Source organism: Burkholderia sp. BKH01 (genome assembly GCF_025685725.1).
GTDB lineage: Bacteria > Pseudomonadota > Gammaproteobacteria > Burkholderiales > Burkholderiaceae > Burkholderia > Burkholderia pyrrocinia_C.
Window position 1 is genome coordinate 169,177 of the sequence record NZ_JAOTQT010000009.1, and the last position, 16,971, is coordinate 186,147.

Here is a 16,971-nt window from a genome sequence, read left to right on the forward strand (position 1 = left end):
GGATGCTTAATCTGGGTAATGACGAGGTTCGTGCGATTCCTTCGGCCGGTGCGGCGCGCGACGCGCCCGGCGGGCCAAAGGAGACGGGAAAGCGCGGCGCGCCTTCCCGTTTCGCTTCCGTCGGTTATTTCGCGATCGATGCGCTCTTCAGGCGGCCGAAAGCACCTTCGATCAGGGCCTTCTGCTGCTCGTAGTGCTTCGCGTAGTAGCCAACCGCCGGCGAGGCCGAAGCCGGACGGCCGCTGTATGCCAGCTTCTGCCCTTCCTTCATGCCTTCCTTCAGATGGTGCTCGACGTAGAACCAGGGGCCCTGGTTCTGCGGCTCGTCCTGCACCCAGACCACTTCAGTCGCGTTCTCGTACTTCTTCATTTCGGCTTCGAACTGCTTGTGCGCGAACGGATACAGCTGCTCGATACGGATGATCGCGACGTCGTTCGCCTTCGCTTCGCGGCGGTGTGCGACGAGGTCGTAATACACGCGGCCCGAGCATGCCAGCACGCGCTTGACCTTCTTCGCGTCGATGCCGCCGTCGGTTTCGCCGATCACCGGCTGGAACGAACCCTTCGCGAGTTCCGACAGGTCCGACACCGCTTCCTTGTGACGCAGCAGCGACTTCGGCGTCGCGACGATCAGCGGCTTGCGGAACAGGCGGATCATCTGGCGACGCAGCAGGTGGAAGATCTGCGCCGGCGTCGTCGGCTGGACGACCTGCATGTTGTGATCCGCGCACAGTTGCAGGAAACGCTCGATACGAGTCGACGAGTGTTCCGGACCCTGGCCTTCATAGCCGTGCGGCAGCAGCATCGTCAGCCCCGACACGCGACCCCACTTCACTTCGCCCGACGAGATGAACTGGTCGATCACGACCTGCGCGCCGTTGACGAAGTCGCCGAACTGCGCTTCCCACAGCACGAGCGTGTTCGGCTCGGCGGTCGAGTAACCGTATTCGAAGCCCAGCACCGCTTCTTCCGACAGCACCGAGTCGATCACCGTGAACTTCGCCTGGCCTTCGGCGATGTTCTGCAGCGGCACGTACGTGCCGTCGTTCCAGCGCTCGCGGTTCTGGTCGTGCAGCACCGCGTGACGGTGCGTGAACGTGCCGCGGCCCGAGTCCTGGCCCGTCAGGCGCACCGAGTAGCCCGATGCGACGAGCGACGCGAACGCGAGGTGCTCGCCCATGCCCCAGTCGAGCGGCTGGTCGCCGCGCGCCATGTTGCGGCGGTCGTTGATCACGCGCTCGACGAGCGGGTGGACCTTGAAGTTTTCCGGGACCGTCGTGATGCGTTCGCCGAGGCGCTTCAGTTCGGCGAGCGGCACGGCCGTGTCGGCCGCATCCGTCCACTTGCGGTTCAGGAACGGAACCCAGTCGACCGCGTACTTGCTCTTGTAGTTCGACAGGACCGGGTCGACCGTGTGGTGACCGTCGTCCATCGCCTTGCGGTACGCCTTCACGTAGTTGTCGGCGTCTTCCGCGGCGATCACGCCCTGCTGCACGAGCTTCTCGGCGTACAGCGCACGGGTGCCCGGGTGCTGCGCGATCTTCTTGTACATCAGCGGCTGCGTGACGGCCGGCGTGTCCTGCTCGTTGTGACCCAGCTTGCGGAAGCAGACGATGTCGATCACGACATCCTTGTGGAACTGCATCCGGTAGTCGATCGCGATCTGCGTCGCGAGGATCACCGCTTCCGGATCGTCGCCGTTCACGTGCAGCACCGGCGCCTCGATCATCTTGACGACGTCGGTACAGTACAGCGTCGAGCGCGCGTCGCGCGGGTCGGACGTCGTGAAGCCGATCTGGTTGTTGATGACGATGTGCAGCGTGCCGTGCGTGCCGTAACCGCGCGTCTGCGCGAGGTTCAGCGTTTCCATCACGACGCCCTGGCCCGCGAAGGCCGCGTCGCCGTGGATCTGCACCGGCAGCACCTGCAGGCCGTCCTCGTCGCCGCGACGGTCCATCCGTGCCTTCGCGGAACCTTCGACCACCGGGTTCACGATTTCGAGGTGCGACGGGTTGAATGCGAGCGACAGGTGAACCGGGCCGCCTTCCGTCGACACGTCCGACGAGAAGCCCTTGTGGTACTTCACGTCGCCGGCCGGCAGGTCGTCGACGTGCTTGCCTTCGAATTCGGCGAACAAGTCGGCCGGCATCTTGCCGAGCGTGTTGACGAGCACGTTCAGGCGGCCGCGGTGGGCCATGCCGATGATGATTTCCTGCACGCCGCGCTTGCCCGCATGCTGGACGACTTCGTCCATCGCCGCGATGAAGCTTTCGCCGCCTTCGAGCGAGAAGCGCTTCTGGCCGACGTACTTGGTGTGCAGGTAACGCTCGAGGCCTTCAGCGGCCGTCAGGCGATTCAGGATGTGCTTCTTCTCGTCCGTCGAGAACTTCGGCGTCGCACGGGTCGACTCCAGGCGCTCCTGCCACCAGCGCTTCTGTTCCGGGTCGCTGATGTACATGTATTCGGCGCCGATCGTGCCGCAGTACGTGTCACGCAGACCCTTGACGATATCGCGCAGCGATGCCTGGTCGAAACCGAAATACAGGTTGCTCGCGCTGTAGGTCTGGTCGAGGTCGCCTTCGGAGAAGTCGTAGAACGCGGGCTCGAGTTCGGGAATGGCGGGACGTTCGCGACGCTTCAGGGGATCCAGATTGGCCCATTGCGAGCCAAGGAAGCGATATGCGCTGATGAGGGACTGGACGTGAACCTGCTTGCGAGCCGCAGCCAGATTGGTGCTGCTTTCGCGCGGGATGAAGGCATTGGCCTTCGCACGCTCGGCAAACGATTCGACGATCGGGAAATGCGCGACGTCATTGGCATTCGAACCGTCCGTTGCAGGCACATTCTGCAGCGCGTCGAAATACTCTCGCCAGTTCTCCGGCACCGACGCCGGATTGTTGAGGTATGCATCGTACAGTTCTTCAACGTACGAAGCATTGCCGCCGAACAGATAGGAGTTCAGCTGAAACTGCTTCATTACATCTGACATTTTACGCTCACCTTTCTTCGAGCTTCTCGAGAAATAGCGGGTTACTCAACCTTCCGCGACACGGCCTGACCGTTTAGCGGATTGCGAATCAAGTCTTGCTTGGAAGGACCTAAAACTTGCGTGCGCGCAGCATATCACAGAACCGATACCGGAGTTCACGGCGAAATGTGCCTGAAAGCGCCGCGCGACGGGGTTTTGCCGGATTGCCACGACCCACGCGAACAGTGTTTTACAGACAATCCGATTGCGCGTCGCGCGGATGCAAAAAAGGCCGCCCGGAGGCAGCCTTTTCCGTCATGCACGGGAACGGTCGAAACGCTCAGTCGACCGCGCCTTCGCGGCTCGCGCGGCGACGCTCGTGCTCCTTCAGGAAGCGCTTGCGCAGGCGGATCGACTGCGGCGTCACCTCGACGAGCTCGTCGTCGTCGATGAACTCGACCGCGTATTCCAGCGACATCTGGACCGGCGGAACGAGACGCACGGCTTCGTCGGTGCCCGACGCGCGCACGTTGGTCAGCTGCTTGCCCTTGATCGGGTTCACGACCAGGTCGTTGTCGCGGCTGTGGATGCCGATGATCATGCCCTCATACAGCGCATCGCCCGGCTTCACGAACATGCGACCGCGATCCTGCAGCTTCCACAGCGCGTACGCCACCGCCGCGCCGTCGTCCTGCGAGATCAGCACGCCGTTGCGACGCTCGCCGACCGAGCCGTCCTTGACCGGTGCGTACGAGTCGAAGATGTGGCTCATCAGGCCCGTGCCGCGCGTGAGCGTCAGGAATTCGCTCTGGAAGCCGATCAGGCCGCGCGCCGAGATCTTGTATTCCAGACGCGTGCGGCCACGGCCGTCCGACGCCATGTCGAGCATCTCGCCCTTGCGGCGACCGAGCTCTTCCATCACGCCACCCTGGTGCTCGTCCTCGACGTCGACCGTCAGCAGCTCGTACGGCTCGTGCTTCGCGCCGTCGATTTCCTGCATCACGACGCGCGGACGCGACACGGCCAGCTCATAGCCTTCGCGGCGCATGTTCTCGACGAGAATCGTCAGGTGCAGTTCGCCGCGGCCCGACACTTCGAACACCGTTTCGTCGCCGGTATCCTTCACGCGCAGCGCGACGTTGTGGTTCAGTTCCTTCATCAGGCGATCGCGGATCTGGCGGCTCGTTACGAACTTGCCTTCGCGGCCTGCGAGCGGCGACGAGTTGACGAGGAAGTTCATCGTCAGCGTCGGCTCGTCGACGGTGATCATCGGCAGCGCTTCCGGCGTATCCACCGCACAGATCGTCGCACCGATGCCGACATCTTCAATACCGTTGATCAGCACGATATCGCCCGCTTCGGCCGATTCGACCTGCACGCGCTCGAGACCCTTGAACGACAGCACCTGGTTGATCTTGCGGCTCAGCACGTCGCCTTCCGGGCCGAAGCGCATCACGACCGGCTGGCCCGGCTTGATGCGGCCACGCGTGATGCGGCCGACGCCGATCCGGCCGACGTACGTCGAATAGTCGAGCGACGTGATCTGGAGCTGCAGCGGTGCTTCCGGGTCGGCCGGGCGGACCGGCACGTGCGCGAGGATCGCCTCGAACAGCGGACGCATGTCGCCTTCGCGCGTAGCCGGGTCGAGCGACGCATAGCCATTCAGGCCCGATGCGTAGACGATCGGGAAGTCGAGCTGCTCTTCCGTCGCACCGAGCTTGTCGAACAGGTCGAACGTCTGGTTGATGACCCAGTCGATCCGCGCGCCCGGACGGTCGATCTTGTTGATGACGACGATCGGCTTCAGGCCGAGCGCGAGCGCCTTCTTCGTGACGAAGCGCGTCTGCGGCATCGGGCCCTCGACCGCGTCGACGAGCAGCAGCACCGAGTCGACCATCGACAGCACGCGCTCCACTTCGCCACCGAAGTCCGCGTGCCCCGGCGTGTCGACGATGTTGATGTGCGTGCCTTCGTACTCGACCGCGCAGTTCTTCGCGAGAATCGTGATCCCGCGCTCCTTTTCGATGTCGTTCGAGTCCATCACCCGCTCCGCAATCTGCTGGTTCTCGCGGAAGGTGCCGGACTGGCGGAGCAGTTGGTCGACGAGCGTAGTCTTGCCGTGGTCGACGTGGGCGATGATGGCGATATTGCGAAGGGCGCGGGTCATAGAAACCTGGAAATCGTTTGAACGCGCAAACGCGCCCGCTCGTTTTTCACGGGCGCGCGCATTGCAGCTGGGAAAGCCACAAATTATAGCACGTGAGCGTGTCGAGAGCTGGCCGACACGTTGCAACGCAGCAAGCCGGGCCGGCCCGGCCTCCCCTCGAACGCGCAGGTCGGCTGATGGCCCTGTCGCCGGCAGGCCGAAAAACCCTAGTCGGCACAAGGGATTCTAGCAACGCGAAGCGCGTCCGTAGCCGTTCGATTAACATTTGCCGCGGCAAGCAATTGTGCCTATACTGCTGCCTAGTCAACTATTGCAGCCTCAGGGTTTTATGTCGGATTCTCCTACCCAACCACCCGTTTCGCCGCTGTCGTCGTATCAGATGAACGACAGCGTCGGTTATCTGATGTCGCGCGTGAAGTCGGTGATGACCAACCTCGTCACGCAACGCACGCAGGAAGAGCTCGGCATCACGGGCACGCAGGCGAGCATGCTGTTCATGATCGCGGTCGGCAAGTGCTCGACGGCCGCTGAGCTCGCTCGCGAATACGGGATCGACGCAAGCGCGGTCACACGCCTGCTCGACCGGGTCGAGAAACGCGGCCTGCTGTCCCGCGTGCGCAGCATCGAGGATCGGCGCGTCGTGCGCCTCGAACTGACCGACGAAGGCCGCGCGCTTGCCGAACGGCTGCCGCCCATTTTCCGCAGTGTGCTCGACCAGGTGCTGGACGGGTTTACGCCGGAAGAAGTCGGGTTCCTGAAGAGCATGCTGCGCCGCATTCTCAGCAACTATTGCGAGACGGCCGGCGGCAGCATCACCCAATAGTTGCCATAACAATTACTTTTGACAGATTAATGTAAGGAAATCCTTGCAGTGTCCATCATTCATTCCGAGTCAGGGGTCAGCGCGATGAAATCCTCCCCGTTGTCCGTGCGCGCCGGATCGTGCCGCGCCGCCGTCGCCGCCGCGGTCGCCGCTCTGGCACTGGCGGGCTGCGCGAATTACATCGGCATCAAGAGCGACAAGCAGATCGCCCCCGCGTCGCAATTCGAATCCGCTCGGAGCCTGCCGGCCCAGGGCGGCCAGTGGCCGGCACTCGACTGGGCCAACCAGTTCGGCGATCCGCAATTACCGAAGCTGATCGACGAGGCCCTCCAGGGCAATCCGTCGATCGCGCAGGCGCAGGCTCGCATCGCGAAGGCATCGTCGTACATCGAATCGTCGCGTTCGAACCTGCTGCCGAAGGCCGAAGCCAGCTATTCGTGGACGCGCGAGCTGTATTCGTCGAACGCACTGTTCCCGCCCCCGTTCGGCGGCCAGTGGTACAGCGAGAACAACGCGCTCGCAAGCGCATCGTGGGAACTCGACCTGTGGGGCAAGAACCGCGAACGCCTGCACACCGCCGTGTCGCAGGAAAAGGCCGCCGAAGCCGACATGCAGCAGGCGCGCATCACGCTCGCGTCGTCGGTCGCGCGTACCTATAACTCGCTCGCGCAGCTCTATGCGCTGCGCGATATCGCGCAACGCGAGATCGCCAACCGTGAAACGGTCGGCAAGATCACCGACGGCCGCGTGTCGGCCGGTCTCGACACCAACGTCGAGCGCCAGACGGCCCGCGGCAATATCGCGACGACCCAGGCTTCGCTGTCGGATCTCGACGGCCAGATCACGACCGTGCGCTACCAGCTCGCCGCGCTGCTCGGCAAGGGTCCGGATCGCGGGCTGCAGATCGCAGCGCCCGTGATGAACCCGACCGGCGATGTCGCGCTGCCCGGCAATCTGCCGGCCGATCTCGTCTCGCGCCGCCCCGACATCGTCGCCGCGCGCTGGCAGGTCGAGGCTGCGATGCACGACGTGAAGGAAGCGAAGGCCGAGTTCTACCCCGACGTGAACCTCGCGGCCGGCTTCGGCTTCGATGCGTTCGGTTGGGGCAAATTCCTGAACTTCGCGAGCCGCCAGGCACAGTTCGGCCCGGCGATCCACCTGCCGATCTTCGACGCCGGTGCGCTGCGCGCACAGCTCAAGGGCCGCTACGCGGACTTCGACCTGTCGGTGGCGAACTACAACCAGACGCTGATCAGCGCGCTGAACGACGTCGCGACGCAAGTCGCGTCGATCCGCGCGGTCGATCGCCAGATGGGCGACGCGCAACGCGCGCTCGACGCGTCGACGCGCGCCTACGATCTCGCCGTGATCCGCTACAAGGCCGGCCTGTCGCCGCAACTGCAGGTACTGACCGCGGACAGCAACCGCCTCGCATCGGAGCAGACGGTGACCAACCTGAAGATGCGCCGGCGCGACATGCAGCTCGCGCTGATCAAGGCGCTGGGCGGCGGCTTCGATGCGACCGGCACGCCGCTCGCCGCGCCCGACGCCGACAAGCCGACAAAACAGGCCGCCAACTGATCCGGCGCCACCACTACGCAGACACTCGAAATAACGGACGGAGAAAATCGCCATGAGCGACCCTCAACAAAATGCCGCCAGCGCACAGTCGCTGAACAACGGGAAGCGCAAACGGATGATGACGCTGCTCGTCGCGGTCATCCTGATCGCGGCCATCGCGTACGGCCTGTACTACTTTCTCGTCGCCCGCTTCCATGAAGGGACCGACGATGCATACGTGAACGGCAACGTCGTGCAGATCACGCCGCAGGTCACCGGCACCGTGATCGCCGTGAAGGCCGACGATACGCAGACGGTCAAGGCCGGCGATCCGCTGGTCGTGCTCGACCCGGCCGATTCGCAGGTCGCGCTGCAGCAGGCGGAAGCCAACCTCGCGCAGACGGTGCGTCAGGTGCGCGGCCTGTTCGTCAACGACGACCAGTATCGCGCGCAAGTCGCGCTGCGCCAGTCCGACTTGTCGAAGGCCGAGGACGACCTGCGCCGCCGCGTGGCCATCGCGCAGACGGGCGCCGTGTCGCAGGAAGAGATCTCGCACGCACGTGACGCCGTGAAGGCCGCGCAAGCGTCGCTCGATGGCGCGCAGCAGCAGCTCGCATCGAACCGCGCGCTGACCGCGAACACGACGATCGCGTCGCATCCGAACGTGATGGCCGCCGCAGCGAAGGTTCGCGATGCGTACCTCGCGAACGCGCGCAACGTGCTGCCGGCGCCTGTCACGGGCTACGTCGCGAAGCGCTCGGTGCAGGTCGGCCAGCGCGTGTCGCCCGGCACGCCGCTGATGTCGGTGGTGCCGCTGAACGCCGTGTGGGTCGACGCGAACTTCAAGGAAGTCCAGCTCAAGCACATGCGCATCGGCCAGCCGGTCGAGCTGACGGCCGACATCTACGGCTCGTCGGCCGTCTACCACGGCAAGGTCATCGGCTTCTCGGCCGGCACGGGCTCGGCGTTCTCGCTGTTGCCGGCGCAGAACGCGACCGGCAACTGGATCAAGGTCGTGCAGCGCCTGCCGGTGCGTATCGAGCTCGATCCGAAGGATCTCGACAAGCATCCGCTGCGCATCGGCCTGTCGATGCAGGTCGACGTGGACATCAAGGACGAACGCGGCAACCAGCTCGTCAACGCGCCGAACACCGTCTACGAGACCAACGTGTTCGCGAAGTACGGCGACGAAGCCGATGCCGAAATCGCGCGCGTCATCGCCGAGAACGCGGGCAGCAACGCGTCGGCGATGCCGGCCGCGGCGAAGCAAGGCAGCGCCGCGAAGATGATGTAACCGTTCCGACTCCGGAAAAACAACCGAAATGGCACAGGCTCCTGTCTCCTACCCGCCCTTGCAGGGCGGGCAACTCGTGCTCGGGACGATCGCGGTGTCGCTCGCGGTGTTCATGAACGTGCTCGACACGTCCATCGCGAACGTCGCGATCCCGACCATCTCGGGCGACCTCGGCGTGTCGTCCGACCAGGGTACCTGGGTCATCACGTCGTTCGCGGTCGCGAACGCGATCTCGGTGCCGCTGACGGGCTGGTTGACCGACCGTTTCGGGCAGGTCCGCCTGTTCCTCGCGTCGATCATCCTGTTCGTCATCTCGTCGTGGATGTGCGGGCTCGCGCCGAGCCTGCCGTTCCTGCTCGCGTCGCGTGTCCTCCAGGGCGCGGTCGCAGGCCCGATGATTCCGCTGTCGCAATCGCTGCTGCTGTCGAGCTATCCACGCGCGAAGGCGCCGATGGCGCTCGCGTTGTGGTCGATGACGACGCTGATCGCGCCGGTCGCTGGCCCGATCCTCGGTGGCTGGATCTCGGACAACTACTCGTGGCCTTGGATCTTCTACGTGAACATCCCGGTCGGCATCGCCGCCGCACTCGCCACGTGGTCGATCTATCGCTCGCGCGAATCGACGGTGCGCCGCGCGCCGATCGACGGCGTCGGTCTTGCATTGCTGGTGCTGTGGGTCGGCTCGCTGCAGATCATGCTCGACAAGGGCAAGGATCTCGACTGGTTCGCATCGACGACGATCGTCGCGCTTGCGCTGATCGCGATCATCTCGTTCGCGTTCTTCGTGATCTGGGAACTGACCGCCGAGCACCCCGTCGTCGACCTGTCGCTGTTCCGCCGGCGCAACTTCACGGGTGGCACGGTCGCGCTTGCTGTCGGTTACGGGCTCTACTTCGGCAACCTCGTGCTGCTGCCGCTGTGGCTGCAGACCCAGATCGGCTATACGGCGACCGACGCCGGCCTCGTGATGGCGCCGGTCGGGCTGTTCGCGATCCTGCTGTCGCCGCTGACCGGCAAGTTCCTGCCGCGCACCGATCCTCGCTACATCGCGACCGCCGCATTCCTCACATTCGCACTGTGCTTCTGGATGCGCTCGCGCTACACGACGGGCGTCGACGAGTGGTCGCTCACGCTGCCGACGCTCATACAGGGCGTCGCGATGGCCGGCTTCTTCATTCCGCTCGTGTCGATCACGTTGTCAGGCCTGCCCGGCCACCGCATTCCCGCGGCGTCCGGCCTGTCGAACTTCGTGCGGATCATGTGCGGCGGCATCGGCACGTCGATCTTCCAGACGGCGTGGGATCATCGCAACAACTTCCACCACGCGCAGCTGGTCGAGCAAGCGAACGTGTACAACCCGACGTTCAACCAGGCCGTCACACAGATGGGCAATCTCGGGCTGTCGCAGAACCAGGCGCATGGCCTCATCAACAACCTGGCCACGCAGCAGGCCGCGCAGCTCGGCGTGAACGACCTGTTCTACATCTCGGCGGCGATTTTCGTGCTGCTGATTGCGCTGATCTGGATCACAAAGCCCGAACGCGCGGGCGGCGGCGATGCCGGTGCGGCGGCGTCGGCGGCACACTGAGCGTCACCTGACACCGCGCCACCGCGCACCAAACAAAAAGCCCGGTCGAAATCGACCGGGCTTTTTGTTGCTTCGACGGCGCGCTCGCGCCGCTGCGTCAGGCTGCCGTCACGACGAGCCGTTCCGGTGCCAGCACACCGTTCGCCTTGCGCGCCACGCCGAGCAGCCGCGTCGCGTCGTAGACGCGCACGCGCTCGCCGTCGGCCGCATCGATCACCCCGAGCTCCGACAGCGGCAGGCGCTGACCATGCAGGAACCGCTTCGCGCACGCGTCGTCGAGCCGAACGGACGGAAACGTCGACAACAATGCATCGACCGGCTGGAGCCACGCATCGCGCGCCGATTCATCGGCGTCCGACAGCGCATCGAGCGTCACCGCATGCTCGAGCGTCAGCGCACCGACGCCCGTGCGACGCAGCATCGTCAGATGCGCACCGCAACCCAGCGCCTCGCCGATATCCTCCGCCAGCGTTCGCACATAAGTGCCCTTGCTGCAGGTCACGCGAAACGTCACGTCGGGCAATTCGCAGGCCAGCAGGTCGAGCGCATGGATCGTCACGTTGCGGCCTTCGCGCTCGACGGTCTGGCCCGCGCGTGCATATTCGTACAGCGGCTTGCCATCACGCTTGAGTGCCGAATACATCGGCGGCACCTGCACGATCTCGCCGGTGAAGCGCGCGAGCGCGGCTTCCACCGCTGCGCGATCGCATTCGACCGGCCGCATGTCGATCACTTCGCCTTCGGCGTCGCCGGTGGCCGTGCGCAGGCCGAGGCGCATCGTCGCTTCGTAGGTCTTGTCGGCCTCGAGCAGATCCTGCGAGAACTTCGTCGCCTCGCCGAAACACAGCGGCAGCAGGCCCGAAGCCAGCGGATCGAGCGTGCCGGTGTGACCGGCTTTCTTCGCGAGAAGCAGCCGCTTCGCGCGAATCAGCGCATCGTTGCTCGACAGGCCGACCGGCTTGTCGAGCAGGAGAACACCGTCCAGCGCGCGCCGGGGTACGCGCGGGCGTTGGGATGCTGCATTCGTCATAGGCCGGTCGAGCTCAGTCGTCCTTGGTCGGCGCGTCGGCCTCGTCGTCGTCCTTCGCGCGCGTCGAATTCGCTTCCTTGATCAGGCGCGACATCTCGACGGCCTTCTCGATCGTCTGGTCGTAGTGGAAGTGTAGCGTCGGCACCGTATGAATGTGCAGACGCTTGAACAGCAGGTTGTGCAGGTGACCCGATGCATGGTTCAACGCTTCCTGCGTCTTTTCCGGATCGCCGGTGAGCGCCGTGAAGTAGACCTTCGCGTGCGCGTAGTCCGGTGTGAGCTCCACGCTCTGGATGGTTACGATGCCGATGCGCGGGTCTTTGACCTCGCGCATGATGAGTTCGGACAGATCACGCTGAATCTGGTCAGCGATCTGAACGTTGCGATTGGGGGAAGTACGCTTCCTGGACATGATCGATCCGTGATCCGTTTATCAGGATGAAGCGGCGGGCCATTGTTGACACGCCACCATGAAAATGGGCGGGGCAAGCCCAAGCCTGCCCCGCCCATGAGCCGATGCGCGACGGTTACAGCGTACGCGCGACTTCGGTCACTTCGAAGACTTCGAACTGGTCGCCTTCCACGATGTCGTTGAAGTTCTTCACCGACATACCGCACTCGAAGCCTTGCTTCACTTCCTTCACGTCGTCCTTAAAGCGCTTCAGCGACTCGAGTTCGCCCGTGAAGATCACGACGTTGTTGCGCAGCACGCGAACCGACGACGAGCGCTTGACGATACCGTCCGTGACCATACAACCGGCGACCGCACCGATCTTCGGCACCTTGAACACCTGGCGCACCTCGACCGTACCGGTGATGACTTCGCGCTTCTCCGGCGCCAGCATGCCCGACATCGCCGCCTTCACCTCATCCACTGCATCATAGATGATGTTGTAGTAGCGGATGTCGACGCCATTGGCTTCCGCGAGCTTGCGCGCCTGCGCATCCGCACGCGTGTTGAAGCCGATGATGACGGCCTTCGACGCCGTTGCAAGGTTGACGTCGTTTTCGCTGATGCCGCCCACCGCGCCGTGCACGATCTGCACGCGCACTTCGTCGGTCGACAGCTTGAGCAGCGACTGCACGAGTGCTTCCTGCGAGCCCTGCACGTCGGCCTTGACGATAAGCGGCAGGTTCTGCACTTCGCCTTCGCCCATCTGCTCGAGCATGCTTTCCAGCTTCGCGGCCTGCTGCTTCGCGAGTTTCACGTCGCGGAACTTGCCCTGACGGAACAGCGCGATTTCACGCGCCTTGCGCTCGTCCGGCAGCACGATCACTTCTTCGCCCGCGCCCGGCACTTCCGACAGACCCTGGATTTCGACCGGAATCGACGGGCCGGCTTCCTTCGTCGGCTTGCCGTTCTCGTCGAGCATCGCGCGCACGCGGCCGTAGGCCGAGCCCGCGAGCACGATGTCGCCACGATTCAGCGTACCGGACTGCACGAGGATCGTCGCGACCGGGCCCTTGCCCTTGTCGAGCTTCGCTTCGATCACGATGCCCTTGGCCGGCGCTTCGACCGGTGCCTTCAGTTCCAGCACTTCGGCCTGCAGCAGCACGTTCTCGAGCAGATCGTCGATGCCGGCACCCGTCTTCGCCGACACCGGCACGAACGGCGAATCGCCACCGTACTCTTCCGGCACGACGCCTTCCGCGACCAGCTCCTGCTTGACGCGATCGGGGTTCGCTTCCGGCTTGTCGATCTTGTTGATCGCAACGACGATCGGCACGCCACCCGCCTTCGCGTGGGCAATCGCTTCCTTCGTCTGCGGCATCACGCCGTCGTCGGCCGCCACCACCAGCACCACGATGTCGGTCGCCTTCGCGCCGCGTGCACGCATTGCCGTGAAGGCCTCGTGACCCGGCGTATCGAGGAACGTGATGACGCCGCGCGGCGTATCGACGTGATACGCGCCGATGTGCTGCGTAATGCCGCCCGCTTCGCCCGCGGCAACCTTCGCGCGGCGGATGTGGTCGAGCAGCGAGGTCTTGCCGTGGTCGACGTGACCCATCACCGTGACGACCGGCGGACGCGGCAGTTGCTCCGCATCGGTGGTCGTTTCGCCTTCGACGAGCAGCGCTTCCGGATCGTCCAGCTTCGCGGCAACCGCGCGGTGACCCAGTTCCTCGACGACGATCATCGCCGTTTCCTGGTCCAGCACCTGGTTGATCGTGACCATCTGGCCCATCTTCATCATCACCTTGATGACTTCCGAGGCCTTGATCGACATCTTGTGCGCGAGATCGGCAACCGACACGGTTTCCGGCACGTGCACTTCACGCACGATCGGCTCGGTCGGCGCCTGGAACGACGATGCGCTGTCCTGGTGACGGCCGCGGCCCTTCGGGCCACCGCGCCAACCACGGTCGACACCACCGCTCGAATCGCCGCGCGTCTTGATGCCGCGGCGCTTCGCTGCGTCGTCCTGCCAGCCGCCCTTGCCTGCGCCCGGCTTCTTGTTGCGGTCGCCCGCGCCTGCCGGTGCCTGCGTCGTTGCCGGCGCTGCGCCGGCCGGCTTCTTCACTGCCGGACGCGCCTGCGCGCCTTCCGGCTTCGCCGGCTTGTGCAGCGTACCCTTCGCTTCGGCCGGTTTCGGCGGCTCGACCGGCTTCGGCGGCTCGACTGCCTTGACCACGGCCTTGCGCGGCGTGTTCATCATTTCGCGGATCGCGCGCGCTTCGGCCTCGGCGGCCGCACGGCGCTTGCTGATCTCTTCCTGCTCGGCGCGCGCCTTGTCCGCCGCCTCGCGGGCTGCGTCCTCGGCCTTCTTCGCCGCTTCGCGCTGTGCCGCACGTTCGGCGGCCGCACGAGCTTCGGCGGCCACGCGCGCTTCGTCCTGCGCGGACGGCGCGCTCGGCGCTTCCGGCTCGGCTGCAGCAGCCTGCTGCGCTGCCACCTGCTGCTGTGCCGCAGCGGCTTCGGCCGCGGCACGCTTCGCCGCAGCCTCTTCCTCGGCGCGACGGCGCTCGGCTTCAGCCGCTTCCTCGCGGGCGCGGCGCTCGGCTTCCTCGCGCTCGAGGCGCTCCTGCCGCTCGCGCAGTTCCTGAGCCTGCTTCTCGAGCAGCTCGGCCTCGCGGCGCGCCTCTTCCTCGCGACGCTTCAGTTCTGCATCGTCGTCCGCTTCGACGGCTTGCGCCTGACCCTGTTCCGCGCCATCGCTCACGTCGTCGCGTTTGACGAACGTGCGCTTCTTGCGGACCTCGACCTGAATGGTGCGAGCCTTGCCCGTCGCGTCAGATTGCTTGATCTCCGACGTATGCTTGCGGGTCAGCGTGATCTTGCGCTTGTCGCCGTCGGTTGCGCCATGCGACTTGCGCAAATGATCGAGCAGACGCGCCTTGTCCGCTTCGGACAGCGCATCGTCTTCACTCGCTTTCTGGACGCCCGCTGCCTGCAGCTGTTCGAGCAGCACACCAGCAGGCATTTTCAGTTCCGCGGCAAATTGGGCTACGTTGTTACTCGCCATTCATTCCTCTTAGTGCAAGGACCGATTCCTTGCTGTTAGCATCGGGTCAGGCCATACGGCCGCCATCAAATCAGTGCGCCATGGTCATTTCTCACTGGAACCAGTGTTCACGTGCTTTCATGATCAACGCCTTAGCGGCATCCTCTTCCATTCCGGTCAGGTCGACCAGTTCATCTACTGCAAGCTCGGCGAGATCGTCTCGCGTCTGCACACCGTGTTCGGCCAGCTTCGCGAGCAGCTCCGGCGTGATGCCGTCGAGGCTCTTCAGATCCAGCGCTGCGTTCTCGACCTTTTCTTCGTTCGCGATAGCCATCGTCAACAGCGCGTCGCGTGCGCGGTTGCGCAGTTCGTGCACGGTGTCCTCGTCGAACGCCTCGATTTCGAGCATTTCGTTGAGCGGCACGTAAGCGATCTCTTCGAGGCTCGTGAAGCCTTCGTCGATCAGGATGTCGGCAACTTCTTCGTCGACATCGAGACGCGCCATGAACAGCGCACGCAGCCGGTCGCGCTCTTCACCCTGCTTCAGGGCGGATTCGTCCGGCGTCATGATGTTGATCTGCCAGCCGGTCAATTCGCCGGCGAGGCGAACGTTCTGACCGCTGCGGCCGATCGCGACAGCCAGCTCGTTCTCGTCGACGACGACGTCCATCGAATGCTTTTCTTCATCGACGACGATCGATTGGACAGCTGCCGGCGCGAGCGCGCCGATCACGAACTGGGCGGGATCCTCCGACCATAGCACGATGTCGATGTTTTCGCCACCGAGCTCGTTGCGCACGGCCTGCACGCGCGAGCCGCGAATGCCGACACAGGTACCGATCGGATCGATTCGCTTGTCGTACGCGATAACGCCGATCTTCGCGCGCACGCCCGGGTCGCGGGCCGCCGCCTTGATCTCGAGCAGGCCCTGCTCGATTTCCGGCACTTCCATCTCGAACAACTTCATCAGGAACTCGGGCGCCGTGCGCGACAGCTCGATCTGCGGGCCGCGCGCGGTGCGGTCGACCTTCGCGATATACGCGCGCACGCGGTCGCCCACGCGCAGGTTTTCCTTCGGGATCAGCTGGTCGCGGCGCAGCAGCGCTTCGACACGGCCCGATTCGACGATGAAGTTGCCCTTGTCGAGGCGCTTCACCGTACCCGTCATGATCTTTTCGCCGCGCTCGAGGTAGTCGTTCAGGATCTGCTCGCGCTCTGCGTCGCGCACCTTCTGCAGGATCACCTGCTTCGCGGCCTGCGCGCCGATGCGACCGAACTCGATCGACGGTACGGGTTCCTCGACATATTCGCCGACTTCGACGTCGGGCTTCTGCTCACGCGCTTCGAACAGCAGGATCTCGCGATCCGGCTCCTGCAAGCCTGCCTCGTCGGGCACGACGAGCCAGCGACGGAAGGTTTCGTGCTCGCCGCTTTCGCGATCGATATGGACGCGGATTTCGGCGCCTTCGTCGAACAGCTTCTTGGAAGCGGACGCGAGCGCAGCCTCGAGGGCGCCCAGCACCACATCCTTGTCGACGTTTTTCTCGCGCGCCAGCGCATCCACCAGCATCAACACTTCGCGACTCATTATTTGCGGCTCCTAAAGTCAACTTGCGGAATCAGGCGGGCTTTGTCGATATCGGCCAGCGTGAAATCCAGCATGGCCGCCTCGCCCTTCTTCCTCTCAAATTCCAAACCGATCGTTTCGCCATTCGGCGCGTGCAGAATGCCCCGGTACGTCTTGCGCCCGTCCAGCGGCTTTTTCAAGGTCACGGAAACTTCGCTGCCTGCGAAGCGCTCGAAGTCGGCCAGCTTCTTCAACGGGCGGTCGAGCCCCGGGGACGAGACTTCGAGCCGTTCGTAATCGATGTTTTCGACCGTCAAGACGTGCTGGAGCTGACGCGTGACCTTTTCGCAATCTTCGAGCGAGATGCCGGCAAGCTGATCTATATAGATGCAAAGCATGCCGCGCCCGGTGCGCTCGAGATCCACCAGCTCGTAGCCGAGCCCGGTGACCGTGGTTTCTATCAGTTCCGTCAGTTGCACAGTGTCCTCTCAGGTGTTCGCGCCCGCCGCTCGCGATTCACCCGCGGGCGCG

At 64.4% G+C, this 16,971-nt stretch carries 11 protein-coding genes; 4 read left to right on the plus strand and 7 right to left on the minus strand.

The features are described 5' to 3' along the window. Positions 1 to 124: 124 nt before the first annotated feature. Positions 125 to 2,989 (minus strand): 2-oxoglutarate dehydrogenase E1 component, encoded by a 2,865-nt coding sequence (locus tag OEJ37_RS16380; RefSeq protein WP_174421943.1) that lies wholly within the window; start codon positions 2,987 to 2,989, stop codon positions 125 to 127. Positions 2,990 to 3,308: 319 nt separating this feature from the next. Continuing rightward, positions 3,309 to 5,135 carry a translational GTPase TypA gene (gene typA, locus OEJ37_RS16385; RefSeq protein WP_152863226.1) on the minus strand — a complete coding sequence of 609 codons (1,827 nt, stop codon included), beginning with the start codon at positions 5,133 to 5,135 and terminating at the stop codon, positions 3,309 to 3,311. 328 nt (positions 5,136 to 5,463) lie between these two features. Here typA and OEJ37_RS16390 point away from each other — a divergent pair, with 328 nt between their 5' ends. From OEJ37_RS16390 to OEJ37_RS16405, 4 genes are all read left to right on the plus strand, one after another. After that, the gene (locus OEJ37_RS16390) at positions 5,464 to 5,958 is read left to right on the plus strand and encodes a MarR family winged helix-turn-helix transcriptional regulator (protein ID WP_174421942.1); all 495 of its coding nucleotides are present in this window, start codon (positions 5,464 to 5,466) and stop codon (positions 5,956 to 5,958) included. An 84-nt stretch (positions 5,959 to 6,042) separates the two neighbouring features. Continuing rightward, on the plus strand, positions 6,043 to 7,539 hold the full coding sequence (locus tag OEJ37_RS16395; RefSeq protein WP_263344856.1) for an efflux transporter outer membrane subunit: 1,497 nt from the start codon (positions 6,043 to 6,045) through the stop codon (positions 7,537 to 7,539). A 52-nt stretch (positions 7,540 to 7,591) separates the two neighbouring features. Next, the gene (locus tag OEJ37_RS16400; protein ID WP_175920310.1) at positions 7,592 to 8,812 is read left to right on the plus strand and encodes an efflux RND transporter periplasmic adaptor subunit; all 1,221 of its coding nucleotides are present in this window, start codon (positions 7,592 to 7,594) and stop codon (positions 8,810 to 8,812) included. Positions 8,813 to 8,840: 28 nt separating this feature from the next. After that, positions 8,841 to 10,400 carry a DHA2 family efflux MFS transporter permease subunit gene (locus OEJ37_RS16405; RefSeq protein ID WP_174421939.1) on the plus strand — a complete coding sequence of 520 codons (1,560 nt, stop codon included), beginning with the start codon at positions 8,841 to 8,843 and terminating at the stop codon, positions 10,398 to 10,400. 97 nt (positions 10,401 to 10,497) lie between these two features. On the opposite strand, the gene truB is transcribed toward OEJ37_RS16405, so the two are convergent. The 5 genes from truB to rimP form a co-directional block, all read right to left on the minus strand. After that, positions 10,498 to 11,430 carry a tRNA pseudouridine(55) synthase TruB gene (gene truB, locus OEJ37_RS16410; RefSeq protein ID WP_174421578.1) on the minus strand — a complete coding sequence of 311 codons (933 nt, stop codon included), beginning with the start codon at positions 11,428 to 11,430 and terminating at the stop codon, positions 10,498 to 10,500. Between the two features lie 13 nt (positions 11,431 to 11,443). Next, complete coding sequence (gene rbfA / locus OEJ37_RS16415; RefSeq protein WP_034184029.1) at positions 11,444 to 11,842, minus strand: 30S ribosome-binding factor RbfA; 399 nt, start codon at positions 11,840 to 11,842, stop codon at positions 11,444 to 11,446. A 115-nt stretch (positions 11,843 to 11,957) separates the two neighbouring features. Then, positions 11,958 to 14,894, minus strand: coding sequence for a translation initiation factor IF-2 (gene infB / locus OEJ37_RS16420; RefSeq protein WP_152863214.1), 2,937 nt, complete (start codon positions 14,892 to 14,894; stop codon positions 11,958 to 11,960). 91 nt (positions 14,895 to 14,985) lie between these two features. Continuing rightward, positions 14,986 to 16,461, minus strand: coding sequence for a transcription termination factor NusA (gene nusA, locus OEJ37_RS16425; RefSeq protein WP_048020756.1), 1,476 nt, complete (start codon positions 16,459 to 16,461; stop codon positions 14,986 to 14,988). Continuing rightward, positions 16,461 to 16,919 (minus strand): ribosome maturation factor RimP, encoded by a 459-nt coding sequence (gene rimP / locus OEJ37_RS16430; protein WP_174421580.1) that lies wholly within the window; start codon positions 16,917 to 16,919, stop codon positions 16,461 to 16,463. Before rimP ends, nusA begins: the two co-directional genes overlap by 1 nt. Positions 16,920 to 16,971: the final 52 nt, after the last annotated feature.